Here is a 19,889-nt window from a genome sequence, read left to right as displayed (position 1 = left end):
CCGGCCCCCCACCGGCCCCCCGGACCGGCCCCGCGGACGGCTCCGCCGGTTCCCCCGCCGATGCGGTGGCCTCCGCCGGGCCCGGGGCCGGTGGTGCGGCGCGCTCCGCCGGGGGCCGGGGAGTCGCGGAGCGGTTGCTGGTGCGGCGGGAGACGGTGGTGCACCGGCTGCCCGCGCACTGCAAGCTCGTCGCGCTGCTCGGCTTCGTCCTGCTGGTCGTCGCCACCCCGCGCGAGGCCATGTGGGCCTTCGGCGGCCACGCCCTGCTGCTCGCCGCGGTGGCCGTGGCCGCCCGGGTGCCGCCCGGGCTCCTGCTGCGCCGCATGCTGGTCGAGGTGCCGTTCGTCGCCTTCGCCCTGCTGCTGCCGCTGCTCGCCGAGGGACCCCGGATCGGCGTGCTCGGCCTGTCGCTCAGCGAGCCGGGCCTGTGGAGCGCCTGGAACATCCTGGCCAAGGCCACCCTCGGGGTGACCGCCTCCGTCCTGCTGGCCGCCACCACCGACGTCCGGCAGCTGCTGCTCGGGCTGGAGCGGCTGCGGCTGCCCCCGCTGCTGGTGCAGATCGCCGCCTTCATGATCCGCTACCTGGACGTGGTCACCGGTGAGCTGCGGCGGATGCGCATCGCCCGGGAGTCCCGCGGTTTCACCGCGCGCGGTCCCCGGCACTGGGGGGTGCTGGCCCGCACCGCCGGTGCCCTGTTCATCCGCTGCTACGAACGCGGCGAACGCGTCCATCTGGCCATGCTCAGCCGCGGCTACCGGGGCAGCATGCCCGTCCCGCACCGCGCCCCGGCCGGGGCCGCGGCCTGGGCCCGGGCCCTGGCGCTGCCGGGGGCCGCCCTGGTCCTGTGCCTGCTCGCCCTGGCCACCCGCTAACGTTCCCCGAGATGAGACGACGTGAGCACGTGACCGCAGAATCCGGCGGCGCCGGCGTCCGCGACACCCCGGCCGGCCCGCCGCCGTCGCTGGAGGTCCGCGGGCTGGGCTATGCCTATCCCGACGGCCATCGCGCGCTCAGCGGCGTGCACCTCACCGTGGCGCGCGGCGAGCGGGTCGCCCTGCTCGGCCCCAACGGCGCCGGCAAGACCACCCTGGTGCTGCATCTCAACGGCATCCTCGGCGGCGGCGAGGGCGGCGTGCGGGTCGCCGGGCTGCCCGTGGACCGGGAGCACATCGCCGAGATCCGGCGCCGCGTCGGCATCGTCTTCCAGGACCCGGACGACCAGCTCTTCATGCCCACCGTGGCCGAGGACGTGGCCTTCGGCCCGGCCAACGCCGGGCTGCGCGGCGACGCGCTTCAGCGGCGGGTGGCGCATGCCCTGGAACGGGTCGGCATGGCGGCCTGGGCGGACCGCCCGCCGCACCACCTCTCCTTCGGGCAGCGCCGCCGGGTCGCCGTGGCCACCGTGCTGGCCATGGAGCCGGAGATCCTGGTGCTGGACGAGCCCTCGGCCAATCTGGACCCGGCCGCCCGCCGGGAACTGGCCGAGATCCTGCGCTCCCTGGAGCTGACGGTCCTGATGGTCACCCACGACCTGCCGTACGCGCTGGAGCTGTGCCCGCGCTCGGTGATCCTCAGCGGCGGGACGATCGCCGCCGACGGGCCGACCGCCGGGCTGCTCGCCGACCCGGAACTGCTGCGCGCCCACCGGCTGGAGCTGCCCTTCGGCTTCGACCCCTCGGCCGTGCCGCCGGCCTGAGCGGCGCGGCCGACGCGGGCCGGGCGGCCGGGCCGGGCGGGGCGGCGGTGCCGGCCCGTCAGCCGGCGCTGCGCAGCACGTGGGCCACCAGCGGGCCGGCGACCGTGCCGCCGTGCCCGGACTCCGGCACCACCGCGGCCACCGCCAGATCCCCCCGGTAGGCGGTGAACCAGGCGTTGGGCTTCTCCTGGTCCATCACCTCCGCCGAGCCGGTCTTGGCGCCGATGTCCCCGCCCAGCCCGGACATCGCCGCCGCCGCGGTGCCGCTGGTGGCGGTCAGATTCATCAACTGCCGCAGGCTCTGCGTGGTCTGCGGCGACAGCCCGTCCGCCCGGGCCAGCGACCGCCCGTCGAAGTCCGGCGGCACCAGATGCGGCTGCCGGAACTGCCCGGTGCTGGCGGTCGCCGACACCGAGGCCATCACCATCGGATTGGCCCGCACCCCGGCCTGGCCGATGAGCTGCGCCGCCATCTGCGCGTCCGACTCCACCGGCACCGTGCCGTCCATCGACGGCACCCCGGTGTTCCAGGTCTGGCCGATGCCGAAGGCCGACAGGGCGTACTGGGCGAGCCGGTCGTCCGCCAGCTGCGGGGCCTGGCTGATGAAGGCGGTGTTGCAGGAGGCGGCGAAGGACTGCGCGAACGTCCCGCCCCTGATCTCCATCTCGTTGAGGTTCTGGAACTTCCAGCCGCCGTGTTCGAAGAACTTGGGGCAGGGATGGGCCGCGCCCGGCGCGGCCAGTCCGGCGTCGATCAGCATCCCGGCGGTGACGATCTTCCAGGTGGAGCCGGGTGCGTAGCTGCCCTGCAGCGCGGTGTCGAAGCCGTCGGCCGGGGCGTTGACCACGGCCAGGATGGCGCCGGTGCTCGGCTCCAGGGCCACCAGGGCGCCGTGCGCGGTGTCCTTCAGCGCCGCCTCGGCGGCCCGCTGCACCGCCGGGTCGATGGTGGTCGGCACCTCGCCCGGCACGGGCTCCGAGAGCTGCTGCACCTGCTGGACCGTTTCGCCCGAGGCGTCCGCGATCCGGACCGCCATCGCCCGGGTGCCGCCGGAGTGCTCCTCGTAGCGGGTGGCCAGCTCGGTGAGTATTCCGGCCAGCGCGGGATGCTCCGCGGCGGTCAGCTCGCCGCCGTCCCGGTCCAGCACCCGCACCGGTGCCGCTTCGCCGGCCGGGGCCGTCTCCAGCTTCTGGCCCTCGCCCAGCGCCGGGTGCAGCAGCTCCGGCCGCCACACCACCTGCGGCTCGCCGGTGACCTCGCCGCGGGCCACGGTCAGGGCCGACTCGTAGCTCCACTCGGCGCGCTGCTCCGGCTCCTCGCCCCAGGCCACCACCGCGGTCACGGAGAACGGCACCGCGCCGTCCACGGCCGGGCTGCCCGGGGTGACGGTCAGCCCGGCAATGCCCAGATCCTCGGCATACGCCCGGAGCGCGGTCTGCGCCGCGGCCGGGTCGTCGGTGACCGCGGAGGCCGCCACCGGATCACCGGCCGCCCAGGCGGTGAGGAAGGTCTCCGCCGCGGCGGCGCTCTCCTCGGCGCCGACCGGCCCGGCGGTCTCCTCGCCGTCCGCGACCGCCGTCACCTCGGGCCGCTGCGCCGGGGAATCCGGCCGGCCGAACGTGTCCACCAGCGCGTAGGCCCCTACCCCCGCCGCCAGCGCGACCAGCGCCACGCCCCCGGACATCACCGCGGTCCGCCGTCCCTTGCGCATCCGCTTCCCCTCCACCCGAGACTGACCCCGCACCCTACCGCCCCACCCGTACCCGGGGGTTCACCGCACCCGCACGATCCGGCCGCCCGCACGGGCCGCCCGCGCCGCGGTGCGGGCCCGCTACACCCAGGTGGGCAGCCACATCCGGGCGCGCCAGGCGTCCAGCGGGATCTCGATGCCGGTGTAGAGGGGGTAGAAGTAGACGAAGTTCCAGGCGACGGCCAGCACCAGCAGGCCGGTGGCGACGATGCCGACCGCGCGGCGCGGCTCCGAGCACCCCGGCGGCCCCAGCAGGGCACCGGCCAGCATCGCCACCGCCAGGCACAGGAACGGCACCAGCACCACCGCGTAGAAGAAGAAGATGGTGCGGTGCTGGTAGAGCATCCAGGGCAGATAGCCGGCGGCGACCGCGCACAGCACCGCGCCGGCCCGCCAGTCGCGGCGGAAGAACCAGCGGTAGAGCGCATACACCAGCGCGGCGCAGGCCGTCCACCACAGCACCGGCGTGCCCAGCGCCAGCACCTCGCGGGCACAGCCGGACGCGTGCTCGCAGCCGGACTCCCCGGGCTCGCGCGAGACATAGAAGTAGGACACCGGACGCGCGGTGATCAGCCAGGACCACGGATTGGACTCGTACGGGTGCGGCTTCGCCAGGTCGACATGGAAGCCGTACATCTCGGAGTGGTAGTGGGCCAGGCTGCTCAGCGCGTTGAGCACGCCGTTGCCGGTGTCGGAGTTCTCTGCCGCCCAGTTGCGGTAGTGGCCGCCCGAGGTGACCAGCCAGCCGGTCCAGGACGCCAGATAGACCGCGGCGGCCACCGGCACCAGGGAGAAGAACGCCGGGGGCGCGTCGTGCACCAGCGCGCCCCGGAACGGGCGGGCGGCCCCGGCGGTGCGGCGGGAGGCCATGTCCCACAGCACGGTCAGCACCCCGAACGCGGCCAGCACCCACAGCCCGCTCCACTTGACCGAGCAGGCCAGGCCCAGGCAGACCCCGGCGGCGATCCGCCACGGCCGCCAGTCCAGCGGCAGCCACTGCCCGACCTCCACCACCGGCCGCAGCTCGCCGGGCGGGGTGCCGCGGGGCTGGGCGGCGGCGAGCGCCGCGGCGTACCGGGCCCGGGTGCGGTCCCGGTCGATCAGCAGGCAGCCGAAGGCCGCCAGGACCCAGAACATCAGCACCAGGTCCAGCAGCGCGGTGCGGCTCATCACGAAGTGCAGCCCGTCCAGCGCCATGAACAGCCCGGCCAGGCAGCCCAGGGCGGTGGAGCGGAACAGCCGCCGCCCGATCCGGCAGACCATCAGCACCGAGAGCGTGCCGAGCAGCGCCACCATGAAGCGCCAGCCGAACGGGTTCATGCCGAAGGCCCACTCGCCCAGGGCGATCATCCACTTGCCGACCGGCGGGTGCACCACATAGGCGGCGCTGTCGCCCAGCGGCACCTCGCCCGCCAGGATCCGGTCGTTGGCGTCCTTCGGCCAGGACGTCTCATAGCCGCGGTGCAGCAGCGACCAGGCGTCCTTGGCGTAGTAGGTCTCGTCGAAGACCACCGCGTACGGGGAGTCGAGCCGGGTGAAGCGCAGCGCCCCGGCCAGCGCGGCGACCAGCAGCGGGCCGCCCCAGGCGGTCAGCCGGGCCAGTCTCAGGGCGGTGCCGGGCGCCAGCCCGAAGTAGCGCCACAGCCGGGTGCCCGGCTGTGGGAAGGGCGGCACCAGCCGCTCGCGCACCCCGCGCCGGGGCGGGGCGGTGTAGCCGAACCGGCGCAGCCGGTCCGCCCAGTCCGGCGGTCCGGCGACCGGGTCCGGCGGGGCCTGGTGGGGCGGCATGGTCCGGCTGCTGGTCACGCTGCCCTTCCGGCCCGGGGCCCGGCGGGCACGGCCGGCCCGGGCGGCCGTCCGCTGCTCAGCCCTGCGTCACTCACCGTGTTCCCCCGTGGCCCTTCCGTCGCTGTGGTCGCCGGTGCGTCGATGCCCGCAGGCCCCATCTTGGCATCCGGTGGCGCCGATCCTTGCGAGGATGGCCGGGTGACTGAGTACGCGGCGGAGTCAGGGGAACGATTCGGCGACCGGGAGCGAGACCGGGAGCGCGGCCGGGCGGGCGGCCCGGCGGCAGCGGGCCGCCGCGACGCCGTGCCGGAGCCGGCGGGCGGGGTGCTGGTGCTGGCCGGGACCCCGATCGGCGAGGTCTCGGACGCCCCGCCGCGGCTGGCCGCGGAGCTGGCCGCCGCCGACATCGTCGCCGCCGAGGACACCCGGCGGCTGCACCGGCTGGCCCGGGCGCTGGACGTCCGCCCGGCCGGACGGGTGGTCTCCTACTTCGAGGGCAACGAGGCCGCCCGCACCGCCGAACTGGCCGGGGAACTGGCGCGGGGCGCCCGGGTGCTGCTGGTCACGGACGCCGGGATGCCGTCGGTCTCCGATCCCGGCTACCGGCTGGTGGCGGCGGCCGTGGACCGGGGGGTGCGGGTGACGGCGGTGCCGGGGCCCTCGGCGGTGCTGACCGCACTGGCGCTCTCCGGGCTGCCGGTGGACCGGTTCTGCTTCGAGGGCTTTCTGCCGCGCAAGGCGGGGGAGCGCGCCGCCCGGCTGCGGGAGGCGGCCGGTGAGCCGCGCACCCTGGTCTACTTCGAGGCGCCGCACCGGCTGGCCGCGTCGCTGGCGGCCATGGCGGAGGCGTTCGGCGGGAATCGGCGGGCGGCCGTGTGCCGGGAGCTGACCAAGACCCATGAGGAGGTCCGGCGCGGCCCGCTGGCCGAGCTGGCCGGCTGGGCACGGGAGGGCGTGCGCGGCGAGATCACCGTGGTGGTGGCGGGCGCGCCCGCCGGGGCGGCGGCCGAGGGGGTGGACGAGGCCGGGCTGGCGCGGCGGGTCGCCGCGCTGGAGGCGGCCGGCACCCGCCGCAAGGAGGCGATCTCCGAGGTTGCCCGGGCGGTCGGCCTGCCGAAACGGAACATTTACGACGCCGTGGTCAAAGCGAAGAAATCATCGCATAATGGCACCACGTCGCATGACGCGGACGGCAGGGACAGCACACACAGCACACACAGCACAGACGGCACAGACGGCACAGACGGCGCGCACGGCACGGGAGCACCGGGCCCGGCATGAGTTCCGCGCGGCACCGGACCGGAGGGACTCCCCGGGCGCGCCGCGCGCCCCAGGGAGCAGCCATGAGAGACACCCGGCGGGACACCGTGTTCGAGTCCTACGCCTTCGCCTGCCTGAACTGCGGGTACGGGTGGGAGCAGACCTACCGCATCGAGCATCACCTCGACCCGCAGGGGCAGCCCTATGTGCTGTACTTCGCCGGGGAGGAGCGGGTTCCCTCGCCGCTTGCCCGGCTGCGCTGCCCGGCGTGCGAGGGGCGGCGGGTGCGCATCATGCGCGCCGGCCTGGTCGCCGCCGTGGACCGCGCCCGCGAGGCGGCCCCGGCCGCCGCCGCCCAGCAGCCCGGCCCCGCCACCACCCCCTGACACCGCTCACCACCGGCAGGCCGCGGGCCGCCGCGGGCGGTTCCGTAGGATCGGCGGCATGCCGATGTCCAAGACCGCGCGGGCGGCGCGGGCCGAGATCCCGCCGCTGCCCGAGCCGCTGCCGGTGCCGGTCACCGATGCCCACACCCACCTCGACATGCAGGACACCACGGTCGCCGAGGCGCTGGAGAAGGCCGCCGCGGCCGGCGTGACCCGCGTGGTGCAGGTCGGCTGCGACGTGGAACGGGCGCACTGGGCGGTCCGGACCGCCGCCGAGCACGAGGCCGTCTGGGCCGCCGTGGCGCTGCACCCCAACGAGGCGCCCCGGCTGGAGCGGGACGGCGGCCCGGCGGCCCTGGACGCGGCGCTGGACGAGATCGCCGCCCTGGCCGCCCACGACGAGGTGCGCGCCGTCGGCGAGACCGGCCTGGACTACTTCCGCACCGGCCCCGAGGGCATCGCCGCGCAGCACCGGTCCTTCCGCCGCCACATCGCCATCGCCAAGGAGACCGGCAAGACGCTGATGATCCACGACCGCGACGCCCACGCGGACGTGCTGCGCCTGCTGGAGGAGGACGGCGCCCCCGAGCGCACCGTCTTCCACTGCTTCTCCGGGGACGCCGCCATGGCCCGCCACTGCGCCGAGCGCGGCTACTACCTCTCCTTCGCCGGCAACGTCACCTTCGCCGGCGCCCAGCCGCTGCGCGACGCGCTCGCCGCCGCGCCCCCCGAGCTGCTGCTGGTGGAGACCGACGCGCCGTTCCTCACCCCGGTGCCCTGGCGCGGACGTCCCAACGCGCCCTATCTGATCCCGCACACCCTGCGCGCCATGGCCGAGGTCAAGGGCCTGGACGAGGACACCCTCGCCCGCCATCTCGCCGCCAACACCCTGCGCGCCTTCGGCGCCGGCTGAGCGCCGCCCACGGGCACCGCCCCGAGGACCGTCCCCGAGGACTGTCCCCGAGGACCGCAGGGGCCGCCCCGCCCGGCGCCCGTAAACTGCACCGGTGATGACGTCCGACGACAAGGGGCTGCTGGGCCCCGCCGACATCCGCGAACTGGCGGCGGCACTGGGCGTCCGTCCCACCAAGCAGCGGGGCCAGAACTTCGTCATCGATCCCAACACCGTGCGCCGCATCGTGCGCGCCGCCGCCCTGCGCCCCGGCGACGCCGTGGTGGAGGTCGGCCCCGGCCTCGGCTCGCTGACCCTGGCCCTGCTCCAGGCCGTCGGCCCCGACGGCCATGTCACCGCCGTGGAGATCGACGACCGGCTCGCCGCCGCGCTGCCCGCCACCGTGGCCGCCCGGCTGCCCGCGGCGGCCGGCCGCTTCGCCCTGGTGCACCAGGACGCGCTGCGGGTGACCGCGCTGCCCGGCCCGCCGCCCGCCGCGCTGGTCGCCAATCTGCCCTACAACGTGGCCGTGCCGGTGCTGCTGCACATGCTGGAGACCTTCCCCGGCATCGAGCGCACCCTGGTGATGGTGCAGTCCGAGGTCGCCGACCGGCTCAGCGCCGCCCCCGGCTCCCGGGTCTACGGGGTGCCCTCGGTCAAGGCCGCCTGGTACGCCGAGGTGCGGCGGGCCGGGGCCATCGGGCGCAGCGTCTTCTGGCCCGCGCCGAATGTCGACTCCGGCCTGGTCTCCCTGGTCCGCCGGCCCCCGCCGCGCACCGCCGCCGCCCGCCGGGAGGTCTTCGCCGTGGTGGACGCGGCCTTCGCGCAGCGCCGCAAGACGCTGCGCTCCGCGCTGGCGGGCTGGGCCGGCTCGGCCGCCGCGGCGGAGGCCGCGCTCACCGCCGCCGGGATCTCCCCGCAGGCCCGGGGCGAGGCGCTGACCGTCGGGGACTTCGCCCGGATCGCCGAGCACCGCCCGCCCGCCCCGGCCGCACACCCCCCGAAGTCCCCGGAATCCCCGGAATCCCCGAAGATCCCGAAGATCACGAAGGAGGACCGCCGCGCATGACGACCGGTGTCACGGTGAGTGTCCCGGCGAAGGTCAACGTCCAGCTCGCGGTCGGCCCGCTGCGCCCGGACGGCTTCCACGACCTGGCCAATGTCTTCTTCGCGGTCGGTCTCCACGACCGGGTGACGGCCGCGCCCGCCGAAACCCTGCGGATCACCTGCTCCGGCCCGGGCGCCGAGCTGGTGCCGCTGGACGAGGGCAATCTGGCCGCCCGCGCCGCCGCCCTGCTGGCCGCCCGGCACGGTCACCCGCCAGCCGTCCACCTGCATATCGACAAGGACATCCCGGTGGCCGGCGGCATGGCCGGCGGCAGCGCCGACGCCGCCGGCGCGCTGCTGGCCTGCGACGCCCTCTGGGGCACCGGCGCGGACCGGGAGGAGCTGCTCGGTCTCGCCGCCGAGCTGGGCTCCGATGTGCCGTTCAGCCTGCTCGGCGGCGCCGCCCTGGGCCGCGGCCGGGGCGAGCGGCTCACCCCGCTGCCGGTCGCCGGCCGCTTCCACTGGGTCTTCGCGCTGGCCGACGGCGGCCTGTCCACCCCCGAGGTCTACCGCGAGTGCGACCGGCTGCGCGGCGGCGAGCCCGCGGCCTCCCGGGTGCCGGAGCCGGCGCCGGCGCCCGCGCTGCTGGCCGCCCTGGCCGGGGGCGACCCCGCCGCCCTGGCCGCCGCCATCGCGGCAAGCGGCAACGACCTCCAGCCGGCCGCCCTCTCGCTGCGCCCCGCGCTGCGGCGCACCCTGGACGCCGGCCTGGCCGCCGGGGCGCTGGCCGGTATCGTCTCCGGCTCCGGCCCCACCTGCGCCTTTCTGGTCAAGGACACGGCGGCCGGGCACACCCTGGCCCAGGTCCTGGAGGCGTCCGGCACCTGCCGTGCCGCCCGGGCCACCACCGGCCCGGCCCCCGGCGCCCACATCGTCTGACCGCCCGCCCGCGCCTTCCCCTGGGACGAACCACCATGACCACTGCCGCCAAGCCGCCCAAGAATCTCGTCAACCTGGAATCGGTCCAGAAGGTCTACGGCACCCGCGCCCTGCTGGACGGCCTCTCCCTCGGTGTCTCCGAGGGCGACCGGATCGGCGTGGTGGGCCGCAACGGGGACGGCAAGACCACCCTGATCCGGGTGCTCAGCAAGCTGGAGGAGCCGGACGCGGGCCGGGTGACGCACGCCGGCGGGCTGCGCTCGGCGGTGCTCGCCCAGCACGACGACCTCGACCCCTCCGCCACCGTCCGCCAGGAGATCATCGGCGACCGGGCCGAGCACGAATGGGCCGGCGACGCCCGGGTCCGCGATGTGCTCACCGGGCTGTTCGGCAGCCTGGACATGCCGGGATTCCCGGCCGGGCCGGACACCGTGATCGGCCCGCTCTCCGGCGGCGAGCGGCGGCGCGTCGCGCTGGCCCGGCTGCTGATCGCCGAGCAGGACCTGATCGTGCTGGACGAGCCGACCAACCACCTGGATGTGGAGGGCATCACCTGGCTGGCCGGGCATCTGCGCGGGCGCCGCTCCGCGCTGGTCTGCGTCACCCACGACCGCTGGTTCCTGGACCAGGTCTGCACCCGGATGTGGGATGTGCAGCGCGGCACCGTGCACGCCTACGAGGGCGGCTACAGCGACTATGTCTTCGCCCGTGCCGAGCGGGAGCGGATCGCCGCGGCCGACGAGGCCCGGCGGCAGAACCTGATGCGCAAGGAGCTGGCCTGGCTGCGCCGCGGCGCGCCGGCCCGGACCAGCAAGCCCCGGTTCCGCATCGAGGCGGCCAACGCGCTGATCGCCGATGTGCCGCCGCCGCGGGACAACGCCGAGCTGATGCGCTTCGCGGGCGCCCGGCTGGGCCGGACCGTGTTCGAGCTGGAGGACGTCTCGCTGCGGGTCGGCGGGCCGGGCGCCCCGGACGGCAGGGTGCTGCTGTCCGGCCTGACCTGGCAGCTCGGTCCCGGCGACCGGATCGGTCTGGTCGGGGTGAACGGCGCCGGCAAGACCTCGCTGCTGCGCGCCCTGGCGGTGGCCGCCCGGTGGCGGGACGACGCGGGCCGCGCCGCCTCGGGCGACACCGCGGCCCTGCCGTCCGCGCCCTCGGCCGGCTCCTCGGCGCCGTCGCAACTGGAGCTGGGCGGACGGATCACGGTCGGCAAGACGGTGCGGCTGGCCTATCTCTCCCAGGAGATCGCCGAACTCGCGCCGCAGTGGCGGGTGCTGGAGGCGGTGGAGGCGGTGCGCTCCCGGGTGGACCTGGGCAAGGGCCGGGAGATGAGCGCCAGTCAGCTCTGTGAGCGGTTCGGCTTCGGCAAGGAGAAGCAGTGGACCCCGGTCGGGGACCTCTCCGGCGGCGAGCGCCGGCGGCTCCAGTTGCTGCGGCTGCTGATGGACGAGCCCAATGTGCTGTTCCTGGACGAGCCCACCAACGACCTGGATGTGGAGACCCTCACCCAGCTCGAGGACCTGCTGGACGGCTGGCCGGGCACGCTGGTGGTGATCAGTCACGACCGCTACTTCGTCGAGCGCACCACCGATGTGGTGTACGCGCTGCTGGGCGACGGCACCCTGCGGATGCTGCCGCGCGGCATCGACGAGTATCTGGAGCGGCGCCGGGCCGCGGCAGCCGCGTCCGCGTCCGTGTCCGCCCCGGCCCCGGAACGGGGACCGGCGCCGCCGGCGGCGGGGGCATCGGGGGCATCGGCCCGGGCCAAGCCGGCGCAGCAGTCCCGCGCCGCGCAGAAGGAGTTGCAGAAGATCGAGCGCCGGCTGGACCGGATCGGCACCGAGGAGGCCGCGCTGCACGCCGAAATGGCGGAGCACGCCACGGACTTCGCCCGGGTCGCCGACCTGGACCGGCGGCTGCGCGAGATCACCGGCGAGCGCGACTCGCTGGAGACCCGCTGGCTGGAACTCTCCGAAGGGCTCTAGCGGCGCTGCCCGCGCGGCTGTTGGGGCGGGTGTGACGTGGCGGGCGGGACCGGTGGGGCGGGAAAACGGTTGCGGGGTGGTCACGGCTTGGCCGGAACGGGGAACCGGAGCCGTCGGTGACAGTGTCCGGTGGTAGAAAGACCCTGGCCGGAATCCGACGGCCAGGGGTTCCGTATGCCCGCATTGCCCTACGCAGGGGGAGTCATGTCACAGCCGCCGCCACCGCCCAGCCCGCCGCCGGGGCCTCCGCAGCAGCCGCCGCAGCCCCCGGAGGAAGATCCGCAGCAGGCGGGCGCCGGGCAGCCGGGGACCCCGCCGCCTCCGCCGCCCGGGCCGGAGGCGGCACCGACGGTCCTGGCCCAGCCCGGTGTGCAGCCCGGCACCCCTCCGCCGCCGCCCGCCGCCCCCGCCGCGCCGGCCGCGCCCGCCGGGGGGTTCGGTGCCCCGGCGCCGCCGCCCGCCGGGGGGTTCGGCACTCCGGCGCCGCCGCCCGCGGCCCCGCCCGGCACCCCGCCGCCCGGCCAGGGCGGCCAGAGCGGCGCGCCCGGGTACGGCTATCCGCAGCAGCCCGGCGCCATTCCCACGCCCCCGCCGCCCCCGCCCATGGCGGGCGCCCAGCAGCCGGGCCTGGCGGGCACCGTGCCCGGCGGCTACGGCGCTCCGGCCGGCCCGTACACCACCCCGCCGCCCGGCGGTTTCCCGGGGCAGCCCGGCGCGCCCGGTGCCCCGGCCAAGTCCGGCGGCAACCGCGGCCCGCTGCTGGTGCTGGTGATCGGTGTGGTGCTGGCCGTGCTGATCGGCGGCGGCTTCGGGGCCTGGTACCTGCTCGGCAGTGACGACGACAAGAACACCTCCGCCGACTCCGGCCGGGACAAGGAGCCGGAGAAGAACGCGGAGGGCAAGGAAGACCAGAAGAGCGAAGAGGCGGAGAACGAGGGCGGTGCCGCCACCGGCGGCGGAGGCGGCACCGAGGAGGGCCTGCCCGCCGAGGTGATCGAGGCCGGGCTGGTCCTGGAGGTTCCCCAGCCGGAGGTCACCGAGGACGAGGGCCTGATCTACGCGGACGGCTTCTACGTCATCGAGGACACCTTCGTCCGCTTCATGCGCGAGGGCCTGGTCGCCTGGGATCTGACCACCGGTGAGGAGGCCTGGACGCTGCCGCTGGAGAAGGGCGACTGCAAGGCCACCCCCGAGGCCTCCCAGAACCGCATCGCCGTGCTCCAGGGCCGGGACTGCGAGCATCTGACCGTCGTGGACCTGGCCACCGGCCAGGAGGTCTGGACGGAGGCGCTGACCGGCGACATCACGCCCAGCACCTATGACATCCCGGCCATTCTCGGCGACACCGTGGCCGTGGGCACCGCGGTCGGCGGCCAGGGCTGGTCCATCAGCGAGCAGAAGCAGCTCTGGTCCACCAGCCCCGGTGAGGAGTGCGTCGAGGAGGCGTACTGGAACTGGGAGGACACCCACTTCCTGTCCAAGATGGGCTGCGGTTTCCTCGGCGAGACCGGCAGCCTCCGGTTCACCGACGAGGCCGGCCAGGAGGTCTGGGAGTGGGAGTGGCCCGCAGAGGTGGACGGCGAGGAGGCCCGCTTCGAGTCCGTGCTCTCGGTGGAGCCGCTGGTGGTCAAGATGGACGTGGGCACCGACTGGGCCAGCTCGCAGCGCCAGCTCTGGGTGATCGACGAGAACCGCACCGGCATCAAGCATGTGCTGCCGTACGACGAGGAGCGCCACAACGACCCCTGCGAGGTCAACACCCTGGCGAACTGCCCCGGCAGCGTGGTGATCGACAACATGCTCTACCTGGCCGGCTCCGATGTGGAGAACACCGTGATCGCCTTCGACCTCGCCACCGGCACCGCGCCGTACGAGGTGGAGCCGATCAACGGCGGACAGATCATCCCGATTGGTGAGATCGACGGCAAAATCCTTGCCTACCAGCTCTCCGACTACGACCTGGAGGGCATGGTCGTCGCCATCGATCCGGCCACCGAGCAGGCCGAGCCGGTGATGACTCTGGACAACGCGGCGCGGGAGAAGGAGTACACCCTCTACAACTCGATCTATGGCTACGAGAACCGCGCGTACTGGAAGAACAACCGGTTTTTCCTGGTTTCGCAGCAGTTCTACAGCCATCGGGTCGAGGAGCCGGTGGTGCTCGTCTACGAGTGACGGCGTGCCGGCCCTCGGGCCGGCCGTCTCCTCGCGGCCCGATGCGCAGTACCGTTGCCGCCGCCGGGGCAGGCCCTGCCGCCTGCCCCGGCGACGCTTTCCGGCGCGGCCACCGGCCATCCGTCCGGTTCCACTCACCGTCCGCCGCTGTTGCCATGAGGGAGGCATGATGAGCGTTCGAGTCGTCGTCGTCGATGACCGTCGGCTGGTGGCCGAGGCGCTGGCCTCGGCACTGCGGGTGCGCGGGCACCGGGTGCTGGGCGCGGCCTCCCCGGTCGGCCGGGCCGCCGAACTCGCCGTGTCCAAGCAGCCGGAGGTGTGTCTGCTGGGCACCGGGGCGCCGGAGGCCGAGGGGGTGCTCGACCCGGTGCTGCGGATCCGCCGGGAGTGTCCCCGGGTGGCCGTGGTGGTGCTGGGTCCGGTGCCCAGCCCGCGCGGGGTGGCCGCGGCGTTCGCCGCGGGGGCGCGCGGCTATGTGCGGCACGACGAGCGCATCGAGGGTGTGGAGCGTGCCCTGGCCAAGGCCAAGGCCGGGGAGGCGGCGGTGGCCCCGCAACTGCTGCGCGAGGCCTTCGCCGAACTGCTCAATCCGCGCACCGGGCCGGACGCCGAGGGCGCCCGGCTGGCCGGGCTGCTCACCGAGCGCGAGGCCGAGGTGCTGCGCCGGATCGTGGACGGGGACGACACCCGGCTGATAGCCGCCGGGCTCGGGGTCGCGCCGAGCACCGCCCGCACCCATATCCAGCGGCTGCTGACCAAGCTGGGCACGGCCTCCCGGCTGGAGGCGGCGGCGCTGGCGGTCCGCACCGGGCTGCTGGGCCATCTTCCCGGCGCCGCCGGGCCCGCCGACTGATACTCAGCTCCCGCCGGCCCGGCCCGGCCCGGCCGTCGCTGCCGCTGCCGGCGCCGGGCGCGGCCGAAAGCCATGCCGCCCGGACGCCGCTTTCTGCCGTTCTCCGGCTTCTCCGGTGCCCTCGGTTGACGCCCCCTGTCGATGTATGCTTCATTATGTTTGATTCTGTTGAAGAATTGGGTGTTGTGCGGGCCGGGAGAACCGGGAGCAGCGGACGGGCGGGCAGGCATGAAGAAGACGGTGACCCAGCTGGCCGACGGCCGTGAGCTGATCTACTACGACGCGGCCGGTCCCGGCGGCCCCCGCGGGCTGCCCGACCGGCGCGATCTCGGCCGCGCCGTCGCCTCCTCCGAGGTCCGCACCGATCCGCTGCTCGGCGAGCCGGTCGGCTACGCCGCCCACCGCCAGGACCGCACCCATCTGCCGCCCGCGGACCAGTGCCCGCTCTGCCCCTCCGCGGGCGGGCGGCTCACCGAGATCCCCGACCCCGACTACCAGGTCGCGGTCTTCGAGAATCGTTTCCCCTCGTTCGGCGGCTCCACCGGGCGCTGCGAGGTGGTCTGCTTCACCTCCGACCACACCGCCTCCTTCGCCGCCCTGGACGAGGAGCGCGCCGCCCTGGTGCTGCACGCCTGGACCGACCGCACGGCCGCGCTCGCCGAGCACCCCGGCGTGCGGCAGATCTACTGCTTCGAGAACCGCGGCCGGGAGATCGGCGTCACCCTGGCCCACCCGCACGGCCAGATCTACGGCTACCCCTATGTCACCCCGCACACCGCCCGGGTGCTGGACTCGGTCGCCGCCCACCACCGGGCCACCGGCCGCAATCTCTTCGACGACCTGGTGGCCCGGGAACGCGCCGGGGGCGAGCGGGTGGTGCTGGAGACCGCGCACTGGACCGCCTTTGTGCCGTACGCCGCCCGCTGGCCGTACGAGGTGCACCTCTATCCCCGCCGCCGGGTGCCCGCCCTCCCCGCGCTGGACGAGGCGGCCCGGGCCGAGTTCCCCGGCGTCTACCTGGAACTGCTGCGCCGCTTCGACCGCATCTTCGGCGAGGACGCCGGACCCACCCCGTATATTTCCGGCTGGCACCAGGCGCCACCGGAGAGGGCCGGGCTGCCGGCGGCGGCGCGCGAGGCGTTCGCCCTGCACCTGGAACTGTTCACCATCCGCCGCGGCGCCGGGAAGCTGAAGTATCTGGCCGGTTCGGAATCCGGCATGCGGGCTTTTGTCAGTGATGTGCTGCCGGAGGCGGCGGCACAGCGACTTCGTGAGGTGGCAAGCCGGTGAGCAAGTACCTGGTCACGGGTGGCGCGGGATATGTCGGAGGGGTGGTCACGGCCCATCTGCTGGCGGCCGGGCACACCGTCACCGTGCTGGACGACCTGTCCACCGGCTTCCGCGCCGGGGTGCCCGAGGGCGCCGCGTTCGTCGAGGGCCGGATCCAGGAGGCCGCCCGCTGGCTGGACTCCTCCTACGACGGCGTGCTGCACTTCGCCGCCTGCTCCCAGGTCGGCGAGTCCGTGGTGAACCCCGAGAAGTACTGGCGCAACAACGTCGGCGGCTCCATGGAACTGCTGCGCGCCATGCGGGAGAAGGACGTGCGCACCCTTGTGTTCTCCTCCACCGCCGCGGTCTACGGCGAGCCGGAGACGGTGCCGATCACCGAGGACGCCCGCACCTCGCCCACCAACCCCTACGGCGCCAGCAAGCTGGCCGTGGACCACATGATCGGCGGGGAGTGCGCGGCGCACGGCCTGGCCGCGGTCTCGCTGCGCTACTTCAACGTCGCCGGGGCGCACGGCGACTGCGGCGAGCGCCACGACCCGGAGAGTCATCTCATTCCGCTGGTGCTGAAGGCCGCGCTGGGCGAGCGGGAGTCCGTCTCCGTCTTCGGTGACGACTACCCCACCCCGGACGGCACCTGTGTCCGCGACTACATCCATGTGGACGACCTGGCCGAGGCGCATCTGCTGGCGCTGGACGCCGCCACCCCCGGCGAGCATCTGATCTGCAACCTGGGCAACGGCGCCGGCTTCTCGGTGCGCGAGGTGGTCGAGACCGCCCGCAAGGTCACCGGCCGGGACATCCCGGAGGTGGCCGCCGCCCGCCGGGCCGGCGACCCCGCGGTGCTGGTGGCCTCCGCGGAGCGGGCCCGCACCCGGCTCGGCTGGCAGCCCCGGCGGCCGGAGCTGGCCGGGATCATCTCCGACGCCTGGGAGTTCGCCCGGCGCACCGCCCCGTCCGGCACCGCCGGCCCGGGCGCCTGACCGGCCGGCCGCGCCGCGCGCCGCAGAACGAAGGACGAAGGGAACCCGACATCTCATGACCGTCGCCCCCACACCCCCGGCCGGGTCCGGCGGCCCCGCCGCCGGGATGGCCGCGCTCTTCCGGGACACCTACGGCACCGAGCCGCACGGGGTGTGGGCCGCGCCGGGCCGGGTGAACCTGATCGGCGAGCACACCGACTACAACGACGGCTTTGTGATGCCGTTCGCCCTGCCGCACACCACGCTGGTCGCGGGGGCGCGCCGGGCGGACCGCACGCTCGCCGTGTACTCCGCCGACCAGCCCGGCCCGATCGCCGAGCTCCCGCTGGACGATCTGCGGCCGGGCCGCGCCCGCCCGGCCGGCGTGCCCGCCTGGACCGCCTATCCGGCGGGCGTGGCCTGGGCGCTGCGCGAGGCGGGCCACGACCTCGGCGGCGTCTCGCTGGCGGTGCGCTCCACGGTCCCGGCCGGCGCCGGGCTGTCCTCCTCGGCCGCCCTGGAGGTGGCCACCGCGCTGGCCCTGGACCACCTGTTCGGGCTGGGCCTGACCGGGCCCCGGCTGGCCCGCGCCGGCCGGCGCGCCGAGAACGCCTATGTCGGCGTGCCCAGCGGGATCATGGACCAGATGGCCTCGGCCTGCTGCGCCGCCGGGCATGTGCTGCATCTGGACACCCGCGACCTCACCTTCCGCCAGGTGCCCTTCGAGGCCGCCGCGGCCGGGCTGCGGCTGCTGGTGGTGGACACCGGGGTGCGGCACAGCCTGGCCGACAGCGGCTATGCCGAGCGCCGCGCGTCCTGCGAGGCGGGCGCCGAGGCACTGGGCGTGCCCGCCCTGCGCGACATCCCGGCGGACGGCCTGGACGCCGCCCTGGCCCGGCTCACCGACCCGGTGCTGCGCCGCCGGGTCCGTCATGTGGTCACCGAGAACGCCCGGGTGGCCGAGGTCGCCGCGCTGCTCGCGGCCGGCCGTCACCGCGCCATCGGCCCGGTGCTGACCGCCGGCCACGCCTCGCTGCGCGACGACTTCGAGGTCTCCTGCCCGGAACTGGACCTGGTGGTGGCCACGGCCACCGCGGCGGGCGCGCTGGGCGCCCGGATGACCGGCGGCGGCTTCGGCGGCTCGGCGGTCGTTCTGGTGGAGGCCGAGGCGGCCGAGAGCGTCGGCAGGGCGGTGACCGAGGCCGCCGCCGCGGCCGGCCACCCCGTCCCCCGGGTCTTCACCACCACCCCCTCCGCCGGGGCCCGCGCCCTCACCTGACGGGGCGGAGGTGGGGGAGGGTGAGCGAAGTAATAGCGAGAATGCGTCACGGACTTCGCGCAAACCGCTTCCGCGGCGGCCCGGCGGCCGTAGGCTGAGTTCCGGCACCGGTGGGGGCTGGTGCTGATCAGGGGGCGAGACAGGTGGGCGCGGCATCTGCCGCCGGGCACCGGTCCGTACGGCGGCGGCCGTCCGGGCAGAGCCGGTGCCAAAGCGGCGGTGCCGCGTCCGCCCGCGCCGCCTGCCGACGGCCAGTTGACCACGGGGCGCAGGACAGGGGGCAGCGTTGGACCGCGTTCGCGTGCTCATCGTCGATGAGCACCGTGTTTTTGCCGAGTCCCTGGCCACCGCGCTCAGCGCGGAACCCGATGTGGAGGCGGTCGCCGCGGGCAGTGTGCCGGCCGCCACCCAGATGCTGGACCGCTCCCGTGCGATGGGTTCGCCCTTCCAGGTCGTGCTGCTGGACACCGGGCTGACCTCCGCCGCGCCCGCCGCCGCGGGCGAGGAGGGCGCCGCGGCCGGGACCGCGCCGCCGCCGGGCGGTGCGGGTGGCCAGGCGCCCGAGATGACGGCCGTGATCGACGCCCTGCACGAGCGCTTTCCCGCGCTGCGTCCGGTGATGCTGGCCACCGAGGACGACGCCCCGGTGGCGGCCCGCGCGCTCGCGGCCGGCGCCTGCGGCTGGATCGCCAAGGACAGCTCGCTGGCCCAGCTGCTGCTGGTGGTGCGCGGCGTGCTGCGCGACGAGACCCATCTGCCGCCCGCCCTGCTGACCGGCGTGCTGCGGGAGCTGACCCGGGACCGGCACCACCGCAGCGAGCGGCAGCGGCTGGTGGAGTCGCTGACCCCGCGCGAGCTGGAGGTGCTGCGCTGCATGCTGGCCGGCCTCGGCCGCAAGGCCGTGGCCGAGCGGCTGTATCTCTCGCCGCACACCGTCCGCACCCATATGCAGAACGTGCTGGGCAAGCTGGGCGTGCACTCCACGCTGGCGGCGGTGGCCCTGGCCCGCCGGGCGGGCATCCCGCCCGCCGACTGAGGGCGCCGGGCCGGTGCGGGGCGGTCAGACGGCGGGATTGTCGAAGGGGGCGGTGAGCTCGCGCAGCAGGGAGGCGAGCTCGCGCCGCTGGGCGGTGGTCAGCCGGGCCAGGATGGCCCGCTCCTGGGTGAGCAGCCCGGCCAGCGCCCGGTCCGCGTGATCCTGTCCGGCGGTGGTCAGCCGGACCAGCACCCCGCGCCGGTCGCTGGGGTCCGGTCCGCGCTCCACCAGTCCCTTCTTGGCCAGCCGGTCGATGCGGTTGGTCATGGTGCCGGAGGTGACCAGGGTCTGGGTCAGCAGCTGTCCGGGGGAGAGCTGGTAGGGCGTGCCCGCCCGGCGCAGCGCGGTGAGCACGTCGAACTCCCACGTTTCCAGGCCCAGTTCCGCGAAGGCCAGCCGCCGGGCGCGGTCCAGGTGGCGGGCGAGCCGGCTCACCCGGCTGAGGACCTCCAGCGGCTCCACGTCGAGATCGGGGCGCTCGCGCCGCCACGCCCTCACCAGTCGATCGACCTCGTCCTCCATGCGGCCCCAGTGTAGTGGTTGTGTCGATA

General features: G+C 75.2%; 17 protein-coding genes. 14 read left to right on the top strand and 3 right to left on the bottom strand.

The features are described 5' to 3' along the window. The first annotated feature begins 140 nt into the window (after positions 1–140). Both cbiQ and BM242_RS05300 read left to right on the top strand, forming a co-directional pair. Complete coding sequence (gene cbiQ / locus BM242_RS05305; protein ID WP_245833846.1) at positions 141–875, top strand: cobalt ECF transporter T component CbiQ; 735 nt, start codon at positions 141–143, stop codon at positions 873–875. A 29-nt stretch (positions 876–904) separates the two neighbouring features. After that, entirely contained in the window at positions 905–1,699 is a 795-nt protein-coding gene (locus BM242_RS05300; RefSeq protein WP_245833845.1) for an energy-coupling factor ABC transporter ATP-binding protein, read from the top strand. A 58-nt stretch (positions 1,700–1,757) separates the two neighbouring features. On the opposite strand, the gene BM242_RS05295 is transcribed toward BM242_RS05300, so the two are convergent. Together BM242_RS05295 and BM242_RS05290 are read right to left on the bottom strand one after the other, a co-directional pair. Then, complete coding sequence (locus BM242_RS05295; protein WP_093837483.1) at positions 1,758–3,410, bottom strand: penicillin-binding transpeptidase domain-containing protein; 1,653 nt, start codon at positions 3,408–3,410, stop codon at positions 1,758–1,760. Between the two features lie 120 nt (positions 3,411–3,530). Then, positions 3,531–5,237: a dolichyl-phosphate-mannose--protein mannosyltransferase gene (locus BM242_RS05290; protein WP_093837823.1), complete on the bottom strand. Its 1,707-nt coding sequence runs from the start codon at positions 5,235–5,237 to the stop codon at positions 3,531–3,533. Between the two features lie 303 nt (positions 5,238–5,540). Between BM242_RS05290 and rsmI the strand changes: the two genes are divergently transcribed. From rsmI to BM242_RS05230, 12 genes are all read left to right on the top strand, one after another. Next, a complete protein-coding gene (gene rsmI, locus BM242_RS05285; protein WP_175541299.1) occupies positions 5,541–6,518 on the top strand; it encodes a 16S rRNA (cytidine(1402)-2'-O)-methyltransferase in 978 nt (325 codons plus the stop codon). Between the two features lie 62 nt (positions 6,519–6,580). Next, the gene (locus BM242_RS05280; RefSeq protein ID WP_245833844.1) at positions 6,581–6,883 is read left to right on the top strand and encodes a hypothetical protein; all 303 of its coding nucleotides are present in this window, start codon (positions 6,581–6,583) and stop codon (positions 6,881–6,883) included. A gap of 58 nt (positions 6,884–6,941) precedes the next feature. Further along, positions 6,942–7,796: a TatD family hydrolase gene (locus BM242_RS05275; RefSeq protein ID WP_093837480.1), complete on the top strand. Its 855-nt coding sequence runs from the start codon at positions 6,942–6,944 to the stop codon at positions 7,794–7,796. A gap of 97 nt (positions 7,797–7,893) precedes the next feature. Beyond that, a complete protein-coding gene (rsmA, locus tag BM242_RS05270; RefSeq protein WP_093837479.1) occupies positions 7,894–8,844 on the top strand; it encodes a 16S rRNA (adenine(1518)-N(6)/adenine(1519)-N(6))-dimethyltransferase RsmA in 951 nt (316 codons plus the stop codon). Next, on the top strand, positions 8,841–9,761 hold the full coding sequence (locus BM242_RS05265; RefSeq protein ID WP_093837478.1) for a 4-(cytidine 5'-diphospho)-2-C-methyl-D-erythritol kinase: 921 nt from the start codon (positions 8,841–8,843) through the stop codon (positions 9,759–9,761). The genes rsmA and BM242_RS05265 overlap by 4 nt, the downstream gene beginning before the upstream one ends. A 35-nt stretch (positions 9,762–9,796) precedes the next feature. After that, positions 9,797–11,746, top strand: a complete 1,950-nt coding sequence (locus tag BM242_RS05260) for an ABC-F family ATP-binding cassette domain-containing protein (RefSeq protein ID WP_093837477.1) — start codon at positions 9,797–9,799, stop codon at positions 11,744–11,746. Positions 11,747–11,950: 204 nt separating this feature from the next. After that, positions 11,951–13,921 carry an outer membrane protein assembly factor BamB family protein gene (locus BM242_RS30730; protein ID WP_139238268.1) on the top strand — a complete coding sequence of 657 codons (1,971 nt, stop codon included), beginning with the start codon at positions 11,951–11,953 and terminating at the stop codon, positions 13,919–13,921. A 169-nt stretch (positions 13,922–14,090) separates the two neighbouring features. Further along, on the top strand, positions 14,091–14,774 hold the full coding sequence (locus BM242_RS05250) for a response regulator transcription factor (protein ID WP_093837822.1): 684 nt from the start codon (positions 14,091–14,093) through the stop codon (positions 14,772–14,774). 228 nt (positions 14,775–15,002) lie between these two features. Then, positions 15,003–16,064, top strand: a complete 1,062-nt coding sequence (gene galT / locus BM242_RS05245) for a galactose-1-phosphate uridylyltransferase (RefSeq protein ID WP_093837475.1) — start codon at positions 15,003–15,005, stop codon at positions 16,062–16,064. After that, complete coding sequence (gene galE / locus BM242_RS05240; RefSeq protein ID WP_093837474.1) at positions 16,061–17,044, top strand: UDP-glucose 4-epimerase GalE; 984 nt, start codon at positions 16,061–16,063, stop codon at positions 17,042–17,044. Before galT ends, galE begins: the two co-directional genes overlap by 4 nt. 55 nt (positions 17,045–17,099) lie before the next feature. Beyond that, entirely contained in the window at positions 17,100–18,302 is a 1,203-nt protein-coding gene (gene galK, locus BM242_RS05235) for a galactokinase (RefSeq protein ID WP_175541275.1), read from the top strand. Between the two features lie 286 nt (positions 18,303–18,588). After that, positions 18,589–19,338, top strand: coding sequence for a response regulator transcription factor (locus BM242_RS05230; protein WP_093837473.1), 750 nt, complete (start codon positions 18,589–18,591; stop codon positions 19,336–19,338). Between the two features lie 24 nt (positions 19,339–19,362). Here the strand turns inward: BM242_RS05230 and BM242_RS05225 are convergent, their stop codons facing one another. After that, complete coding sequence (locus tag BM242_RS05225; RefSeq protein WP_093837472.1) at positions 19,363–19,860, bottom strand: MarR family winged helix-turn-helix transcriptional regulator; 498 nt, start codon at positions 19,858–19,860, stop codon at positions 19,363–19,365. Between the last annotated feature and the right edge of the window lie 29 nt (positions 19,861–19,889).

The sequence above is a fragment of the Streptomyces aidingensis genome, assembly GCF_900112355.1.
In the GTDB taxonomy this organism is placed as follows: Bacteria; Actinomycetota; Actinomycetes; order Streptomycetales; family Streptomycetaceae; genus Streptomyces; species Streptomyces aidingensis.
This window is presented reverse-complemented; position numbering and strand designations above follow the sequence as displayed.